The 16,260-nt window shown below is 45.5% G+C and carries 12 protein-coding genes; 5 read left to right on the top strand and 7 right to left on the bottom strand.

All coding sequences use genetic code 11. The features are described from left to right. Window positions 1-150: 150 nt before the first annotated feature. Window positions 151-2,634, bottom strand: a complete 2,484-nt coding sequence (priA, locus tag FGL37_RS11125) for a replication restart helicase PriA (protein WP_028072152.1) — start codon at window positions 2,632-2,634, stop codon at window positions 151-153. Between the two features lie 105 nt (window positions 2,635-2,739). Beyond that, a complete protein-coding gene (locus FGL37_RS11120) occupies window positions 2,740-3,129 on the bottom strand; it encodes a DUF423 domain-containing protein (protein ID WP_028072151.1) in 390 nt (129 codons plus the stop codon). Window positions 3,130-3,454: 325 nt separating this feature from the next. On the opposite strand from FGL37_RS11120, the gene FGL37_RS11115 reads away from it, so the two are divergent. From FGL37_RS11115 to FGL37_RS11105, 3 genes are all read left to right on the top strand, one after another. Next, window positions 3,455-6,094, top strand: coding sequence for an SMP-30/gluconolactonase/LRE family protein (locus FGL37_RS11115; RefSeq protein WP_028072150.1), 2,640 nt, complete (start codon window positions 3,455-3,457; stop codon window positions 6,092-6,094). 117 nt (window positions 6,095-6,211) lie between these two features. After that, complete coding sequence (locus FGL37_RS11110) at window positions 6,212-7,222, top strand: DHH family phosphoesterase (RefSeq protein WP_028072149.1); 1,011 nt, start codon at window positions 6,212-6,214, stop codon at window positions 7,220-7,222. 23 nt (window positions 7,223-7,245) lie between these two features. Continuing rightward, window positions 7,246-8,256, top strand: a complete 1,011-nt coding sequence (locus FGL37_RS11105; RefSeq protein ID WP_028072148.1) for an FKBP-type peptidyl-prolyl cis-trans isomerase — start codon at window positions 7,246-7,248, stop codon at window positions 8,254-8,256. Between the two features lie 83 nt (window positions 8,257-8,339). On the opposite strand, the gene FGL37_RS11100 is transcribed toward FGL37_RS11105, so the two are convergent. Genes FGL37_RS11100 through FGL37_RS11090 form a run of 3 tightly spaced genes read right to left on the bottom strand, consistent with a single transcriptional unit; the run spans window position 8,340 to window position 11,876 of the window. Further along, window positions 8,340-9,512 (bottom strand): ABC transporter permease, encoded by a 1,173-nt coding sequence (locus tag FGL37_RS11100; protein WP_028072147.1) that lies wholly within the window; start codon window positions 9,510-9,512, stop codon window positions 8,340-8,342. Between the two features lie 11 nt (window positions 9,513-9,523). Then, window positions 9,524-10,480: an HlyD family secretion protein gene (locus FGL37_RS11095; RefSeq protein WP_028072146.1), complete on the bottom strand. Its 957-nt coding sequence runs from the start codon at window positions 10,478-10,480 to the stop codon at window positions 9,524-9,526. A gap of 1 nt (window position 10,481) precedes the next feature. Beyond that, on the bottom strand, window positions 10,482-11,876 hold the full coding sequence (locus FGL37_RS11090; RefSeq protein ID WP_028072145.1) for a TolC family protein: 1,395 nt from the start codon (window positions 11,874-11,876) through the stop codon (window positions 10,482-10,484). A gap of 281 nt (window positions 11,877-12,157) precedes the next feature. Between FGL37_RS11090 and FGL37_RS11085 the strand changes: the two genes are divergently transcribed. Together FGL37_RS11085 and FGL37_RS11080 are read left to right on the top strand one after the other, a co-directional pair. Continuing rightward, a complete protein-coding gene (locus tag FGL37_RS11085) occupies window positions 12,158-12,925 on the top strand; it encodes a TatD family hydrolase (protein ID WP_028072144.1) in 768 nt (255 codons plus the stop codon). Between the two features lie 12 nt (window positions 12,926-12,937). After that, window positions 12,938-13,957 (top strand): asparaginase, encoded by a 1,020-nt coding sequence (locus FGL37_RS11080; RefSeq protein WP_028072143.1) that lies wholly within the window; start codon window positions 12,938-12,940, stop codon window positions 13,955-13,957. A 116-nt stretch (window positions 13,958-14,073) separates the two neighbouring features. On the opposite strand, the gene FGL37_RS11075 is transcribed toward FGL37_RS11080, so the two are convergent. Together FGL37_RS11075 and FGL37_RS11070 are read right to left on the bottom strand one after the other, a co-directional pair. Next, window positions 14,074-15,369, bottom strand: coding sequence for a bifunctional folylpolyglutamate synthase/dihydrofolate synthase (locus FGL37_RS11075; protein ID WP_028072142.1), 1,296 nt, complete (start codon window positions 15,367-15,369; stop codon window positions 14,074-14,076). 10 nt (window positions 15,370-15,379) lie between these two features. Beyond that, the gene (locus FGL37_RS11070) at window positions 15,380-16,207 is read right to left on the bottom strand and encodes an energy transducer TonB (RefSeq protein ID WP_028072141.1); all 828 of its coding nucleotides are present in this window, start codon (window positions 16,205-16,207) and stop codon (window positions 15,380-15,382) included. Window positions 16,208-16,260 lie beyond the last annotated feature (53 nt).

The following is a 16,260-nucleotide window of genomic DNA, read 5'->3' as shown; positions in this document are numbered from 1 at the left end:
AATTGCAGTTTAATAATCGACAATTTATTTGGATCTGTCTGTTCTTTGATATTTATGATCGTCCTGCAGGCATCTGTCGTGCTGCATATTTGTGGCTCACTGTTCTGACTGCCTGTTGTCCAATGGCCAAAAATTGTCGCCGTTAATCGTTTAATACGGGTCAACATCCAGCTGTATCCGCACACCGGTATTGGCCTTATCGATTTCAAAATCCAGAACGGCCGACCGGATCAGTTCCTTCACCTTCACAATACTGATGTTGGTCCGTTCAATTTTTAGGGTGATGGTCTGGATAAAATTGTTGCGGACACGGGAGACCAGTGGCGGCTCAGGCCCCAATACCCGTGTGCCGAGCTGTTGTCGCAGTGCAAGCGCAAAACGATTGGCAGCATCATAACATTTCTGGAAATCATTATGCTTGATATCAATACGGATCAAGCGATAGAATGGTGGATAGAAATAGTTTTTGCGTTCTGTGATCTCGGTCATAAACATACCTTCGTAGTCGTTGCTGACCACCTGCTCCAGCACTCTATGTTTGGTAGTGTAGCTTTGAATGATGACCCTCCCGCCGCCTTCCCTACGGCCTGCGCGTCCAGCTACCTGAGAAAACAGCGAAAAAGCGCGTTCGTAAGACCTAAAATCGGGAAAATTAATAATGGTATCGGCATTGATCACTCCGATCAGGCTCACACGCCCGAAATCCAGTCCTTTGGCAACCATCTGAGTACCGATCAATACATCAAATTCGTGCTCATCAAAAGCAGTGATGATCTTGTCAAAACCGTATTTACCTTTCGTTGAATCCAGGTCAAGGCGGCCGATTCGGACGTCTGGCATCAGCAGCTCCAGCTCCTCTTCGACACGTTCGGTCCCAAAGCCCTTACTCTCGATATGCGGCATTCCACAAGCAGGACAGACTCGTAGCGGCGGCTCTGCATGTCCACAATAGTGACAGTGCATCATATTCGAGCTTTTATGGTAGGTGAGACTGACATCACAGTTCACGCATTTAGCGACGAAACCACAGGTATTGCACTGGATCATTGTGGTATGTCCGCGTCTGTTCTGAAATAAGATCACCTGCTCTTTATTTTTGACCGCTTCCGCAATCCCCTGTAATAAGGTGCCGGAGAAATAAGAAAACATATTTTCCTTACGCCCTTCTTCGGGGATATTAATTAACTCTACACTAGGCAGCTGTGCATTCCCGTACCGTTCGAGCAACTGCACGAACCCGTACTTTTTAGCCTTGGCATTATAGTAGCTTTCCAAAGATGGCGTTGCCGACCCCAGCAGTACTTTACTTTGATGCAAAAAGCCAAGATAGATCGCCGTATCCCGTGCATGATACCTCGGCGCAGGATCAAACTGCTTGTACGAAGTCTCATGTTCTTCATCGACAATGATAATGCCGAGATCCTGAAAGGGAAGGAAAACGGATGAACGGGCACCGATAACAACCTGAAACTCATTTTTCATCACCTTATGCCATACTTCTGCACGTTCATTGTCATTGAACTTAGAATGATAGACCCCCAGTTTATCTCCAAAATGCAGCTTTAACCGCGCGGTGATCTGCGCCGTCAATGCAATTTCTGGTAAAAGATATAAAGCGGATTTACCGGAAGCTATTGCCTGTTCGATCAGCCGGATATAGATCTGCGTTTTGCCGGAGGCTGTGACGCCGTGAAGCAGCGTCACAGCCTTCGTCTCAAAAGCTTGCTGGATCTCATCATAAGCCCGCTGCTGATATTCATTAAACTGAAAGTTGGCATCAAGGTCCACATCCTCTCCCTGAAATCGGGAAACCACTTTTTCTTTGATTTCGAAAACGCCCTTATCGACAAGGGCGGTAATTGCGCCATTACCGCAACCGGATGCTTCTACCAGCATTGCGCGCGTAATATCTTCCGTCCGCTTCACGAGCTGCATGAAGGCCAGCACAGCATCCTGCTGCTTTGGCGCACGGTTGAGGCTATCCAAGAGTTCCCGCTTGGCCTCCTCATCTCTAAAATCTGGAGCGAGGCGTAAAAATGCTTTGGTCTTCGGCTTGTATCGTTCGTGAATCTCCTCCGATATAAGGACGAGACCCTTATCAAACAGCTGCTTCAATATTGGAAATACTGTTTTTTGTCCCAGTAGCTTCACAATATCACTGACTTTGAGTTCGCCCGCCACCTCCAGCGCTTCAATAATCAAATATTCTTTATCCGAAAGTGCCGTACGGTCAAAGTCAGCTGCCATGGATAAGGCAACCTTGGTTTCGCTCGCCAGTTTCAATGCCGCAGGCAGAGCGGCTTGCATGACCTCCCCCAAGCTGCACATGTAATAATCCGCCAGCCAGTCCCATAATTTAAACTGCGCCAGATTGACGATAGGCTGATCATCAATGATATCCAGAATATATTTCGCCTCGTAATGGCGGGGTGCTTCATGGCTGATCGACTTGACGACAGCCGAATATATTTTATTTCGCCCAAACTGCACAATGACTCTTACCCCGACCTGTATACGGTCATTCCAATCCGCGGGAACACGGTAGGTATACGTTCGTGCCAGCGCCAAAGGCAAGACTACATCAATAAACAAGGTATCTCTTTCACTAAATATTGTAGATTGCGGATCGGACATAATTTCAAATTATGCGATAAAAATACAAAAAAAACAACAAGAGCCTTCCCGATTTATGTTCCGGAAGGCTCTTTCATAAGCACAAAGATTATATGTCGTCCAGCGCTAAGATTTATTTTTTAAAGCCGCCACAAACAGGGCGATCCAACCCACGATAAATGACAGGCCGCCCAGAGGAGTAATCGGCCCTAAGATTGCCGGATTACCAAAACCGGTGATCTCTCTGATGCTCAGAAGATATAAAGAGCCCGAGAAAAAGAAGATACCAATAAGAAAAGCGATAAAGGAAACCTTTATTGAATAGGTTTTTGCACGTGAAAAGGTGGATAAAAACAACAATGCAAAGGTATGATAAAAATGATATTGATTTGCAGTCTTCCATGTGTCAATATGATATGCACTTACCTTTCCTTCCAGACCGTGGGCACCAAAGGCGCCTAATATTACAGCTAATGCTCCCAACAGCGAAGCAGTTAAAATGATTTTCTTATTCATTATAATAAAGTGAATGCTGAACACGTGTTTCTCCGATAAATGTATTAAAAACCGATTGAAATAAGGAATTTTTTGTTAAATTTATATTACAAACCCGCATTATTTGGAACGATTCGCTACTGCTTCCGGCATATTTTTATTAGGTTTGTTTTTGGATATGGGACCATCATGGATTTAAGTCGTCACAAGCAATGTCAAAAGAGCCCCGCGCGATCCTGCATTTCAATAAGTGATTCCTGATAGTTTCGTACACAAGCAACCCGGATGTAACGAATCCATATAAGGGCCTCTGGCTTCTCTATGGCGTTCATAAATATTTACTCTGATGAAAAAAACAATTATCATCACCATTCTACTATTCATCGCCGTCATTGTAGCCACGATCTACCTTTTTGGCGATTTTAATAAAAATAACAAACAAGACTCTAAAGCATTACAATATCTGCCCGAAAACACATTAGCGATTGCTTCTTTTGCCAACAATCAAACGGTAGACACGATATTCAGTGATTATGAACTGTTCCGGGCCATTCTGGGACAGGCCAATGTTGATCATCTGGAAAAACTGAAATCAGAGCTGCTGCAAAGTCCTCAATTTGCTCCTTTTGTCGATGGGCAGCAGATCTTGCTTTCCTTTCATCAGGAGAAGGACCAGATCACCCCACTATATAGCGTGCAGGTCGGACAGAGTCTCGACAACAACTCATTGGCAACCCTTATTGCCCAGGCTGGGAAAGGTTATCAGGTACAGCCATTGGATACCTTAGGGCAACGGTTCTATGCCTTGGTACAAGGGAGCAAAGACAGCACACTGTATTGTGCTTATTCACACGAGATTATTTTTGCCAGCTACTCCAAGAAAGTACTTGCTCAAGTATTTGACAAAAACGTAAAAAAGATAAACTCCAAAGAGATTGAGTTCTTCGTCACCCACAACAATAAAAATACGCCGCTAAGCTTATATTTCTTCAATGAACAGCTGGCGCAGGTAGCCCGCATATTCATGAAGTCCAAATTTGGCAGCTACCTCAATCTAGTCGATTCTTTAAAAGGGCAGACTTCCTGGAATATGAACTTCAAAAAAGATGCCTTTATCTTTAAGGGTGCAACAGACCTGACGGGAAGTAAAGACAGCTATCTACAGCTGTTTGCCCATCAGACTGCCCAAGTCCAGGCTTTAGGCAACTACCTTCCTAAAAATGCAGCCTCGTACATCGATTTCAGCATATCGGACGCTCAAAGCTTCCGTGCGGGGCTGAAAGAGCTATTCATACAGCAGAAAGAATATGACCGCCTGAGCAAGAGCATAAAAAACCTCGAAGAGGATACGAAAATGTCTTTCGACAGTATCGTCACACCACTGTTTAACGACGAGTTCGCACTGGCTGAATTGGACAATCAGGATGTACTCGGTTTGATCAGTATTTCCGATTCCAGCTTATTTGCAGACCACTTCAAAAAATTCAGTTCATCGGTCGGCGATTCCATTTACCAGTTTAAATATTCCAACTTGTTATACGCCTCTTTTGGCCAGCCTTTCAAAAACTTTAACAGGCCCTATTTTACCATTGTGGACAACATTATGGTCGTCGCCAGCCGAACAGGAATACTGAGGGATTATCGTGAATCCTTCCGCGAGAAGCAGTTCCTTTCTGGTACGGCTATATTCAAGAACCATGCGGCATTGCAGAGCAGCCGCAGCAATGTGACGTTTTATTTAGAACCGAAGGCCGGCAAAAGCAACATCTTGGACAATCTAAAAACAGCATATGCTACAAATTTTAAGGATGACGAGCAATTTGGTTTCCAGAATTTCTACTCCTGGTCTTATCAGTTAAGTGGCAATCAAGGCACTTTTACCTCCAGTCTATATGCACTTTATAAAAGTGACACCCGGCTCGGCGGCAAACCCGAGTGGAGCGTACAGCTTGAAAACCGGCTCATCAACAAGCCATGGATTCTGGATCAGGATGGCAAAAACAAGTTTATCCTGCTCCAGGAACAGGATCACACTGTACATGCCTTTTCACCGGACGGCAAAGAACTATGGCAAAACCTGTTTCAGGGAGAGATCTTGGGAGAACCCATCCAGCTGCAGGACCTCAGTATCCTTGCCGTGACTAAAAACCGGCTCTATCGCTTTATGCCGGACGGAAAAAACCTGAGCGGCTTTTCTGTCGCATTGCCTTATCAAGCAAGCTATGGTGCCACCGTCTCCAATTTCAATAAAGAACAACGGATCTACATTCCTGCGACTGACCGTATCCTGGCTTATACCCTGGAAGGAAAGCGGGTAGAAGACTTTGAAAACAATACTGTCGACAGCCGGATCCTTTTCGACTTAAAAACAACCACTTTAGGCCAGACCAACTACCTCATCGCAGGGACGAGTACCGCGTCTATTTACTTCTTTGACCAGAATGGAAAAATAATCCGTAAAAAGACATTGGATACCGATGGTGAGAGCGTCAAGAATCCGATTGGGCTCGTGGCTGCCTCCGACGAAAAAAATTCTTTTGTGTATGTCGCCGACAATAAAGGCCATGTCTTTAAAGTACCATTCGAGGGCGAGGCAAAAAAAATTAGACTGGGCGACTGGAGTAAAGATGTATTCTTCAATTTTGAAGATATCAGTGGCGGGGCAGACCGGGATTTTGTTATCTTATCGAATAATAAATTAAACAGCTATAGTTCGCGGGACTCTTCTTCCTATTTCGAATATAAATTTATTGATGACGTCAGCAACAGGCCGCTCTTCTTTAAGCGTATCGGTAAATCGGATGTACTTGGTGTCGGCACCGACAACCGCATGATCTATGTCTTCGGATCTGACGGGCTGGTTCAGGAAGGTTTCCCGATGGAAGGCTTTTCGAAGTTCTACTATGGACCGATTAACTACGGCGACAATGCCAACTATCTCATCTGTATGAAGCGGGATTTTAAGGTATATGTATATAAATTTTAAAAACTTGAAAATCAAAATTTTAAACTACATATACCACAGAGCAGCGTGCAAAAGATGTTTATAAAAAATTTGTTTAATCTAATTTTTTTATAGTAGGTTTGCAGACTTAATATGACTATGCTGAAATCCGAAGAATTAAAAAGAATATTGGCTGAGCCAAAGCAGATTGTAATCACAACCCATTACAAACCAGATGGGGATGCTTTGGGCTCCTCGTTGGGATTGTATTTCTGGCTTACTGCAAAAGGACATCGCGTTAATTTAATTGTACCCTCTGACTTTCCTGCTTTTTTGGATTGGCTACCGGGTCTGGATAATGTACAGATCTATACACAGGATATTCCTTTACACGACCGGCAGATTGCTGACGCGGACCTGCTGTTCTGCTTGGACTTCAATGGCCTCGGCCGCATTCAGGAAATGGGAGAGCCTATCCGACAGGCGAGAGGAATCAAATGCATGATCGACCATCACCTTGATCCAGAAGGTTTTGAAGACTATGCCTACTGGGATCCGACAGCCGCTGCAACAGCACAATTGATCTACCGCTTCTTGGTAGACGAGATGCAGGATGCAGAACATATCAGCGCCGACATGGCGACCTGTCTATATACCGGGATTATGACTGACACGGGATCTTTCCGATTCCGCTCCACCACATCCGAAATCCATCGGATCATTGCCTCATTAATCGACTGTGGAGCACAAAACTGGGCCATCCATGAAGAGATCTATAACAGTTCGTCGGAAAATCGGCTTAAATTTCTCGGATTCTGTCTGCTCAACCGCCTCGAAGTAATCCATCCATACAATGCAGCCATCATCCATGTCACCAAAGAAGACCTCCAGCAGTTTCAGGTAATCACCGGAGATACTGAAGGACTTGTCAATTATGCGTTATCCATCAAAGGAATTCGCTTAGCTGCATTAATTATTGACAGAAGTGAACAAATTAAACTATCTTTGCGATCGATTGGCGAAGTACCCTGCAATGAGATCTGCAAATTGTATTTCAATGGCGGAGGGCATCTCAACGCTTCCGGTGGCAATTCAAAAGAAAGCCTCGAAGCCGTGATTGCAAAATTCAAGTCGATTTTACCAATTTATAAAGAAATATTAACAAAATAAGATATCGTAACATACATTAGAAAATGAAGAAAGCAATTCTATTTTTCACGGCTGCCGGTCTTTTGATGACGTCATGCCAAAATTTTAAAAAGGCTGAAGGTGGTCTTGAGTATAAAATCGTGGATGACAATGCAAAAGAGAAAGCAGTATCCGGCGATTTACTTTCCGTGGACATGATCGTCAAATCAGATAGAGATTCTGTATTGCAAAGTACTTTCGATATGGGTATCCCCCAGATCGTTCAATTATATGCAGATAGTATCATCGCCAAAAACCCAGGTGATCCAACAGGCTTGTTCAAATATGTCGGTGAAGGCGATAGCTTGGTATTCAAAATTAATCTGGATTCCGTCGCAGCAAAAACACATCAGCCAAAGCCTGAATTTGCGGACAAATACATCATCTATTCGATCAAAGTTCAAAAACACTTCAAAAAGGGCAAATTGACAGATCAGCAACTGGGTGAACAAGTTCAAAAATATTTTGAGGAGCAGTTAAACAAACATAAGGCTGCTGAACCTGCAAAAATCGAGAAATACATTAAAGACAAAAACTTAAAAACAACAAAAACGGCTTCAGGTCTTCAATATATTATCACCAAGCCGGGAACAGGCGCCAATGCCAAAGTAGGAGACTCTCTTCAGGTAAACTACGTAGGTTCATTGACTACCGGCGTTGTCTTTGATACCAACCTTCCGGATATTGCGAAGAAAGAGAAGATTTTCATGCCACAACGTCCTTACGAAGCATTGAAATTCCAGTTAGGTGTTGATGGTGTTATCCCAGGATGGACTGAAGCATTCCAGCTATTCAACAAAGGCACCAAAGCTACGTTGGTCATTCCATCTTCTTTGGCTTACGGTGATCGTCCATCAGGTAAAATTCCGCCTTATGCTCCACTTGTATTCGAAGTTGAGGTATTGGATATCAAACCGGGAAAAGTTCCAGCTCCAGCAGCAACAACTCCAGCGGCTCCGGGTACTACAGCACCTGCAACAGCTGCTCCTGCAACTAAAGCACCTGCTAAAAAATAAACAACAGGTTTTCGAAAGACTTTATACAAAAGCGCCGTTTCATTTCACGAAACGGCGCTTCGTTTTTAAAGGTGCTCCTCACCTCAGCTTTTCGTTTGCTTGGCAGCCTGCTTCATCTTCCTAATTTTTATCCACAGCACGATAAGGGCCAGCACAAAAGATAGCGTCATAATAATGGTCAATGCCAGAAGTGCTTTATCCGTATGATAATTTTCGGCATGCTGAATAAACATCAGCCTAAATATGCGAAGATAATGCGTAGACGGAATAACATTCGCTATGGCCTGTATCCATCCCGGCATCAAGCTCGATGGCCAGGTGAAGCCGCTCAGAATGAAAGCAGGTGTCGCGATCACCATCAGCACTTCAGTCGACTTTAACTGCGATGGCAATACGATGCTGACCAATACCCCGATAAAGCATACCGCTAGCAGAAACACCGTCGTACAAAGTATAAAGCGGCCAAAATCGGCATGCAGTGGCATGTGATAGTATTTTCCAAATCCCCAGTACAACAATAGGATACCGATCGACATCAATACATAGGGCAATATTTTGACCAAAATAAGCCCAATTGGATTCGACACTTTGTTGACCAGATCAGGAAAGGTATTGTTTTCGAATTCCGAGGAAAACGACAAGGCCAGGCCCAGCAGCAGGACCTGTTGCAGGACGGTAATCAGGACGCCGGGCAACATGAAATAAAGATAGTTGCCACTGCGGATATTCTGCTTGATGATGGTCGTCTTAAAAGGTTCGTATTGCTGCGCTGCAATTTTTGCGGGCACTCCCCTTTTCATCTGTGACTGGATCTGTATACCAGCTTTGAGCGTCATGGCACATACGTTGACAGCCATTAGCGCGGTATTGGAAGTCAGCGTATTTGCGCCATCCACAAAGACAGTGATTTCGGGCAGGCGGCTTTGCTGCACTCCTGAAGCAAAACCACGGGGGATATGGACAATGGTCGTGGCATCGAATTGAATTGCCACATCTTTTGAATCAAATAATGACGGCAACACTTTTGCCACCCGAATACTCTCGTTGTCCGATAGCATATCAATAAACGAACTACTCAAGGGGCTATTGTCTTCGTCGACCACCACAACGGGCATTTCGGTCACCTTCCCCTGCTGATAGACATGTCCTACAAGAATCCCATACAGTACAGGAGCGCCCAGAAAAAGCATCAGCAGCACCTTATTGTTGAAAAACAGGCGAAATTCACGCTGTAACAATGCTAAAAATCTTTTCACATCCTGACGGTTTAATTCGCATGGAGAATCACCAGCGTTTTGGTTAGCAAATCCTTCGTACCGGCGGCATCCTCCGGTACGACTTTTAATTCAAATACGGCAAGCTGCGGATCGAAATCCGGATAAGCCGAAGCAATGTTGGCGTACGCATTCAGGGCTTTTATGCTCACTACTTTCGCGCTGACTTTTTTGTGGTTTAGATAAGGTATCTCTACCTCTACTGCTCCGCCCTTTTGCAAGTTTCCGATCTGATTTTCGGGCAAGGTGAATCTAAAATATGTAGAACGGTCGAGATAACCATTGATAATGGGGTAGCCCGCCATTGCCAGTTCGCCTGTCTTCAGGTTGATCGTCTCCACGCTCATGTCCTGTGGCGCTATGACATATTTTTCCTGCGCAGCCACATTGACTTCAGATACTGCACCAAGTGCCCGCTCTTTCTGTCCGAGCGCCATGATCTGCTGTTCACGTCTTGCACCATTGCGTGCTTCCTCCAGTTCAGCCTGAGCCGCCAGATACTGGTTTTTCGCACCCTGATACTTTGCGTAGGTCTCATCATACTTTTGTTGCGGTATCAGGCTGTCCAGCAATAATGCTTCCAGCCGGCCGATTGATTTTCTGGCAAATTCGTACTGTTCTTTGAGTCCATCCACTTTTGCCTGCAATTGGACGAGCTGGCCCTTCGTCGCCCCTTTGACAGCCATATTATATTGTGCGTCCGCCGACTGGAGTGCGCCTTTTGCCTGCTCTTCTTTTGCATCGACTTCAGGAATGCTTAAAATCGCCAGGGTATCGCCGGCATGTACCAGATCCCCCTCTTCGACAAAAATCTTGGCAATCTTGCCAGGAACTTTGGTCACTACCGACACCTGCTCACGCTCCACCTTTCCCTCTATCGGTTTTTCCTTGACTTCTTCTGAACAGGCAACAAAAATAAGCACGGATAATAGTCCACATAAATTCTTCATGTTACTCATGTATAGTTTGTAATAATTTTCCGGATGTATGTAATAGCTCTACAGCAGCCGTCCGCTGCTGTAAAACATTATTGAAATAACCAAGGTTCACTTTGTACCACTCATTCTCCGTCGCGAGCAGTTCGGTCACATCGATCAGTCCGGCCTGATACTGCTTTACAGCCATAGATAAATTATTTTGGGCAACTTTCAGCTGCTGTTCGCCTACCTTCAGCTTCTGGTTTCCCGTTGTATAGTTCACCTTGTTCTTGCTCAGCAGCAGGTTGAGCTTCTCTTCGGTATCCTCCTTTTTGGTCGCGTTGATGGTCTGATCCAGTTTGACTTGTTTTATCTTGTTCTGATGTTCTCCCCCTGTATAGAGATCCCATTTTACTCCAAGACCAACCAACAGATTGGGATTACCTCTGATCGAATTAAGGGGCAGATTCACCGTCCCCAATAGAGGCTGATCCTTTATGCTGAGTTTAGAATTAAATACGTTGAGGTAATTGGCGGAGCCGAAAGCAAAGACTGCAGGCAAAGAACCTCCTTTTTCTTTTTTATATAAATATTCATACGCTTTGGATGAAGCCTCCAACGCCTTCAGCTCAGAACGCTGATCGACGTTGTCGGGAATTTCCGTCAGGAAAATTGGCTGAAGTGTATAGTGGATGCCCCCTACCTCCTCAAACGGAACACTGGTTTCCTGCTGGATCTTCTGGCATAGAAGGTCGCGGTTTCCGGCGACCTCGACTTTCTTCTCCTCCAGTTCGAGCAGTGCCAGTTTGAGCTTATCACGGTCATAAGGAATGGCCAGACCGTTCTGGATCGCTTTATTGACTTTTTCCTGTTCTTTCTTCAACCTTTTTTCTGAATCTGCTATCAGCTTATCGACTTCGTCAAGCAGCATCAACTGGTCAAAGGAAGCTATAATATCTTTAGAGAGGGTCTCACGGCTTGCTGACTCCAGATATTGCTGGGCAAGGGCCTTTTCTTTCAGCGCTTTTATCCCATTGGGTATCTGCAATCCTGAAAAGATAATTTGTCTCACCGAAACACCGGCGTAGGCGGCCTGCCCATGCATGCTGAATCCCGTTGCGCCCTCAAATAGCCCCAAGTTTAACAGGGGTACATTCACGGTGGGGATATCCACACTGCCATTGCTATGTACATAACCATACAGTCCGAGTGCCGAGACATGAGGCAGCTTATTGGCTTTAACACCTTCGGCCTCCAGCCGCGCCTTGTCCACCTCATAGGTCTTCAGTTTCAACTCCTTGTTGGTTTGAAAAGCTCTCTGAATAATATCTTTTACAGATGGGTCAATCAAAGACTGAGCATGCAGGCTATTTAAACCGATGACCGATGCTAAGGTGACCAAACCCAAGCTTAGTTTCTTATTCATCATTTTATACCATTTATTCTAAAAATAGGGCTACAGCCGTTCTCTTGTTTAACAGCAAATCATGCAGTATGTTTTGCCGCGTCGCGTTTTTCTGAATTCTCTCTTCCGCCATCACGGCGCCTTCAATACAAGAAAGAGAATACGTTATTAATTTTCATTTTGTTAATTAATAAGTTATCTTTGGAGAGCGAATTGAAATTTTGGTAATGAACACTACCTCTTGATTCGAGAATAACAAAAAGTAAAGTTACCCTAATCCGCTTTTTGCCTCCACGCAGAAAACTATGTTGCTTACAGATACACACACACACATTTATTACCATGCAGGTACGCCAAAGCTGCAGGAGCATCTACAGCGCTGTTTTGACAACGGTATACAGCGCCTTTTCCTGCCCAATGTCAATAGTGCCTCCATCAAGCCGGTTTTTGATACCGTTGCGGCTTATCCCGAACACTGCTTCCCCATGCTCGGGCTCCATCCCTGCGATGTGAAAGCGAATTATGTGAACGAGTTAAACACGATCCAAAAGAGCTTGGAAAATAACAAAGTCCATGCCATAGGCGAGATCGGACTAGATCTTTACTGGGACAAGAGTACGCTGGAGATCCAAAAAGAAGCCTTTAGAATCCAGGTTCAATGGGCCAAAGAGCTTCATTTACCGATAGATATCCATTGCCGTGAAGCCTTCCCCCAATTATTTGAACTTTTGGAAGAACTCCATGACGAAAGACTGTTTGGCGTTCTTCATTGCTTCACCGGAACGCTGGAGCAAGCACAGCTGGCCATTGATCTGGGCTTTGCCCTCGGCATAGGCGGCGTTGTTACCTTCAAGAAAGCTGGCCTGGATCATGTGGTCAGGGAGATCGACCTGCAACATATCGTGCTGGAAACGGATGCTCCTTACCTTGCACCGGTCCCCTATCGCGGCAAGGAAAACGAAAGCAGCTATTTAGTCTATATCGCCCAGAAAGTGGCTGACCTCCATGCTGTGTCGATGGACACGGTAGCCAGCATAACAACAGAAAACTCAAAACGTATATTTGGTATATAATCTACACAACCCATGCACAATATCTTTATTATCTACACAGGAGGGACCATAGGGATGGTCAAAGACGAAACAGGGACGTTCGTTCCTTTCGACTTTGAACTGATTAAGCGCAACCTTCCTGATCTAAGCCGGCTGGATTATAAACTTACCGTACATTCATTCGAACCGATCATCGACTCATCCAACATGAAGCCGGAGATCTGGATCGAAATGGCCCAGATTATCAAGGATAATTATGAGGACTACGATGGTTTTGTTATTTTGCATGGTTCTGATACAATGGCCTTTACCGCTTCCGTACTAAGTTTTATGCTGGAAGGGCTGCAGAAACCTGTTATCCTCTCAGGCTCCCAGCTGCCTATTGGTGAGATCCGCACCGATGCACGGGAAAATATGATGACGGCCCTTGAAATTGCGTCGGCAAAGCAGGACGGTGTTTCCATTATCCAGGAGGTCTGTATCCTCTTCGACAATAAATTATTCCGCGGCAACCGTTCCTTCAAGTATAATTCTGCCAAATTCGAGGCCTTTAGGTCACCAAACTATCCTGTTCTGGTAGAAGCCGGCATTCACCTCAAATACAACACGGATGCCCTGCTGAACAATGTCAACAAAGAATTTATCTTACATACCAAATTAGACAACCGAGTTGCCGTACTAAAACTCTTTCCGGGTATATCAGCGCAGACCATCAAGGCGGTGCTCGACTCTGATGTTCGCTCCATTGTAATGGAAACCTTTGGCTCGGGCAACACGACGACCGATAGCTGGTTTCTGGATCTGCTCCAAGAAGCGATTGACCAGGGCAAAAATATCCTTAACATTTCGCAGTGTAAAGTTGGGTCAGTGGAATTGGGTCGGTATGAAACTTCCCAAGGCCTTAAAGCAATAGGCGTGCTCAACGGCTACGACCTCACCTTTGAAGCCGCAGTCACAAAACTGATGTACCTACAGGGTGAACTCGAAGATCAAAAAGAGGTCGCTTACTGGGTGGAAAAAGACATTCGCGGAGAATTGACGGTTAACGATTAAACCATCATCTAGCGGTCTTGTAAAATAGACGCCTACAAATATGTCGTGATTCCAATAAAAGAGGGCTACAGTGGAGGTCTTGAAAACCGGGATACTGCAGCCCTCTTTCATTCATATTAGATTTTCGCCAGGACCTCAGCAACAACAAAATTACTTCCCCCCACGAAAATGAGGTCACCTGTTGTGTAGGCTACCTTTGCAGCGTCGAAGGCTGCTGTGACAGACGGGAAAGCCCAGCCCTGAAGGCCAAGTACTGCAGCCTCCCGCCGTAGCAGGTCTGCAGGCATCGCGCGCGGCATATCCGGCGCAGCAAAATAATATATAGCTTCTTTCGGTAGATGCGGCAGCATATGAGATAGATCTTTGTCCCGCATGGCCCCCATGACAAAGTGCAGCGTCTGATAAGGTGTGGCCTCCAGATTTTTTAAAACCTCATGAATGCCATCCTCGTTATGACCTGTATCGCAGATCACAAGAGGATTTTTGGAAAGCTGCTGCCAGCGTCCCTGGATACCTGTTGTCGACTGCACTTTCTTCAGCGCGCCTCGCACCTGTTCTGGGCTGATCTGAAAGCCCTGCTTACGCAGTTCATCGACTGCCAGCAGCACACCCGCTAAGTTTTTAACCTGGTAGGAGCCCTTAAGATCCAGCAGATATTGGTCTTCAGTACCCTTGGGGTCGCTGACATCTATAGCCAGATAATCCTGATCGACGGACCTTATCCTCGTGTGATAAACCTGAGAAGCAAACTGAATGGGAGCTTGTTCGGCATGTGCTTTATCCAGGAAGACCTGCGCTGTCTCGGTGGCATATTCCGAGATTACGACCGGTGTATTTCTCTTGATAATGCCCGCTTTTTCGCCTGCAATTTCGGTCAAGGTATTGCCCAGCATATTCATATGGTCAAAGCCAATATTGGTGATTACCGACAGCAAGGGCCGAATGATATTGGTGCTGTCCAGCCGGCCCCCTAGTCCCACTTCAATGACAGCGATATCCACCTTATTTTTTTCGAAGTAATCAAATGCCATAGCTACCGTGATTTCGAAAAACGAAGGGCTTACTTCTTCGATCAGCTGCCGGTGCTGCTCCACAAAATCAACGACAAATTGCTGCTCGCACATTACACCATTGACACGGATACGTTCTCTGAAGTCCAGCAGATGTGGTGAGGTATAGAGCCCGGTCTTATATCCCGCCTCCGCCAGAATCGCGGCAAGCATATGGGAGGTAGATCCTTTGCCATTGGTTCCGGCAATATGTATCGCTTTGAATTTTTGCTGCGGGTTACCGAGCGCATCACATAATCGGATGGTATTGTCAAGGTCTTTTTTAAAGGCTGAGGCACCATCCCTTGTAAACATAGGCAATCGAGTATACAGATACTCGATTGCCTCTTTATAAGCATTCATCTGAATGTTTTTAACGTAATTTAAAATTGAAGACAATCCGCCCTGTTTGGGAGTCAGGGGCATTAGGCAATTGATTTAGCCGTGCTCCTCGCACCGCACGTTCACATTTCTCCAGCAGTGAGGGATCCGTGATGGTCGTCCCTTTGACTCCTGCACGCGCATAGGTAATGATGCCCTGTTTATTCACTTTAAATTCGACGGCTACTTTTCCCGCCTGCTGTCCGTTATCGTCGATACTTGGTCGTTGCGTAAAGCTCCGGTTTTCAATCGATAGCATCATATTGCCATATCCAGACCCCCCTTCACCATAATTACTGGCTAGAGGGTCGCCCAATTTCGAGCCCTGATTTCCCGGAGTTGTACCTGTGCCGTCTCCCGCTCCCTTTCCATTATTCTTATTGCCTTTGAAAAGAGCTTTGGCATTGGCCTGTGGAGCTACTTCTTTAGTTTGTTTGGTTGTTTCTGTTGCTTTCGACTCTACTTTCTTTTCCGTCTTTGTGACTGCCGGCGCTTCCTCCATGTCCTGCGTAGCCACTACTTTTTCGGCGACCTGCTGCGTCGGCGTAGGTGTCGGTGTCTCTACCGGGTCAATTCGGTCTGGACGTTCATTATTGGCATTCGGGTCCACGGACGGCTCCTCGACACTCATGTAGTCATCGCCCATACCTTCGGGAGCCGTACCATAATTGACAATCATGCCGCCCATACCATATTCGTCGGGCGCCTGCGCTTTGAAAACGACAAAAAAGCCGATCAGGAGCAAAGCAGCCATGACCAATGTCGATAATCCCAAGGCTTTGGGGAAGTTGTTTTCTTCGTGCTGAAGATGGTATCTCATTGTATAAATCTCCTATATTAACCTATGAACAACAAACCTCAAAAAAGTTTAAT

The sequence above is a fragment of the Sphingobacterium thalpophilum genome (genome assembly GCF_901482695.1).
Taxonomy (GTDB): Bacteria; Bacteroidota; Bacteroidia; order Sphingobacteriales; family Sphingobacteriaceae; genus Sphingobacterium; species Sphingobacterium thalpophilum.
Note: the sequence above shows the minus strand (reverse complement) of the source record. Positions and strands in the feature narration are given on the sequence as shown.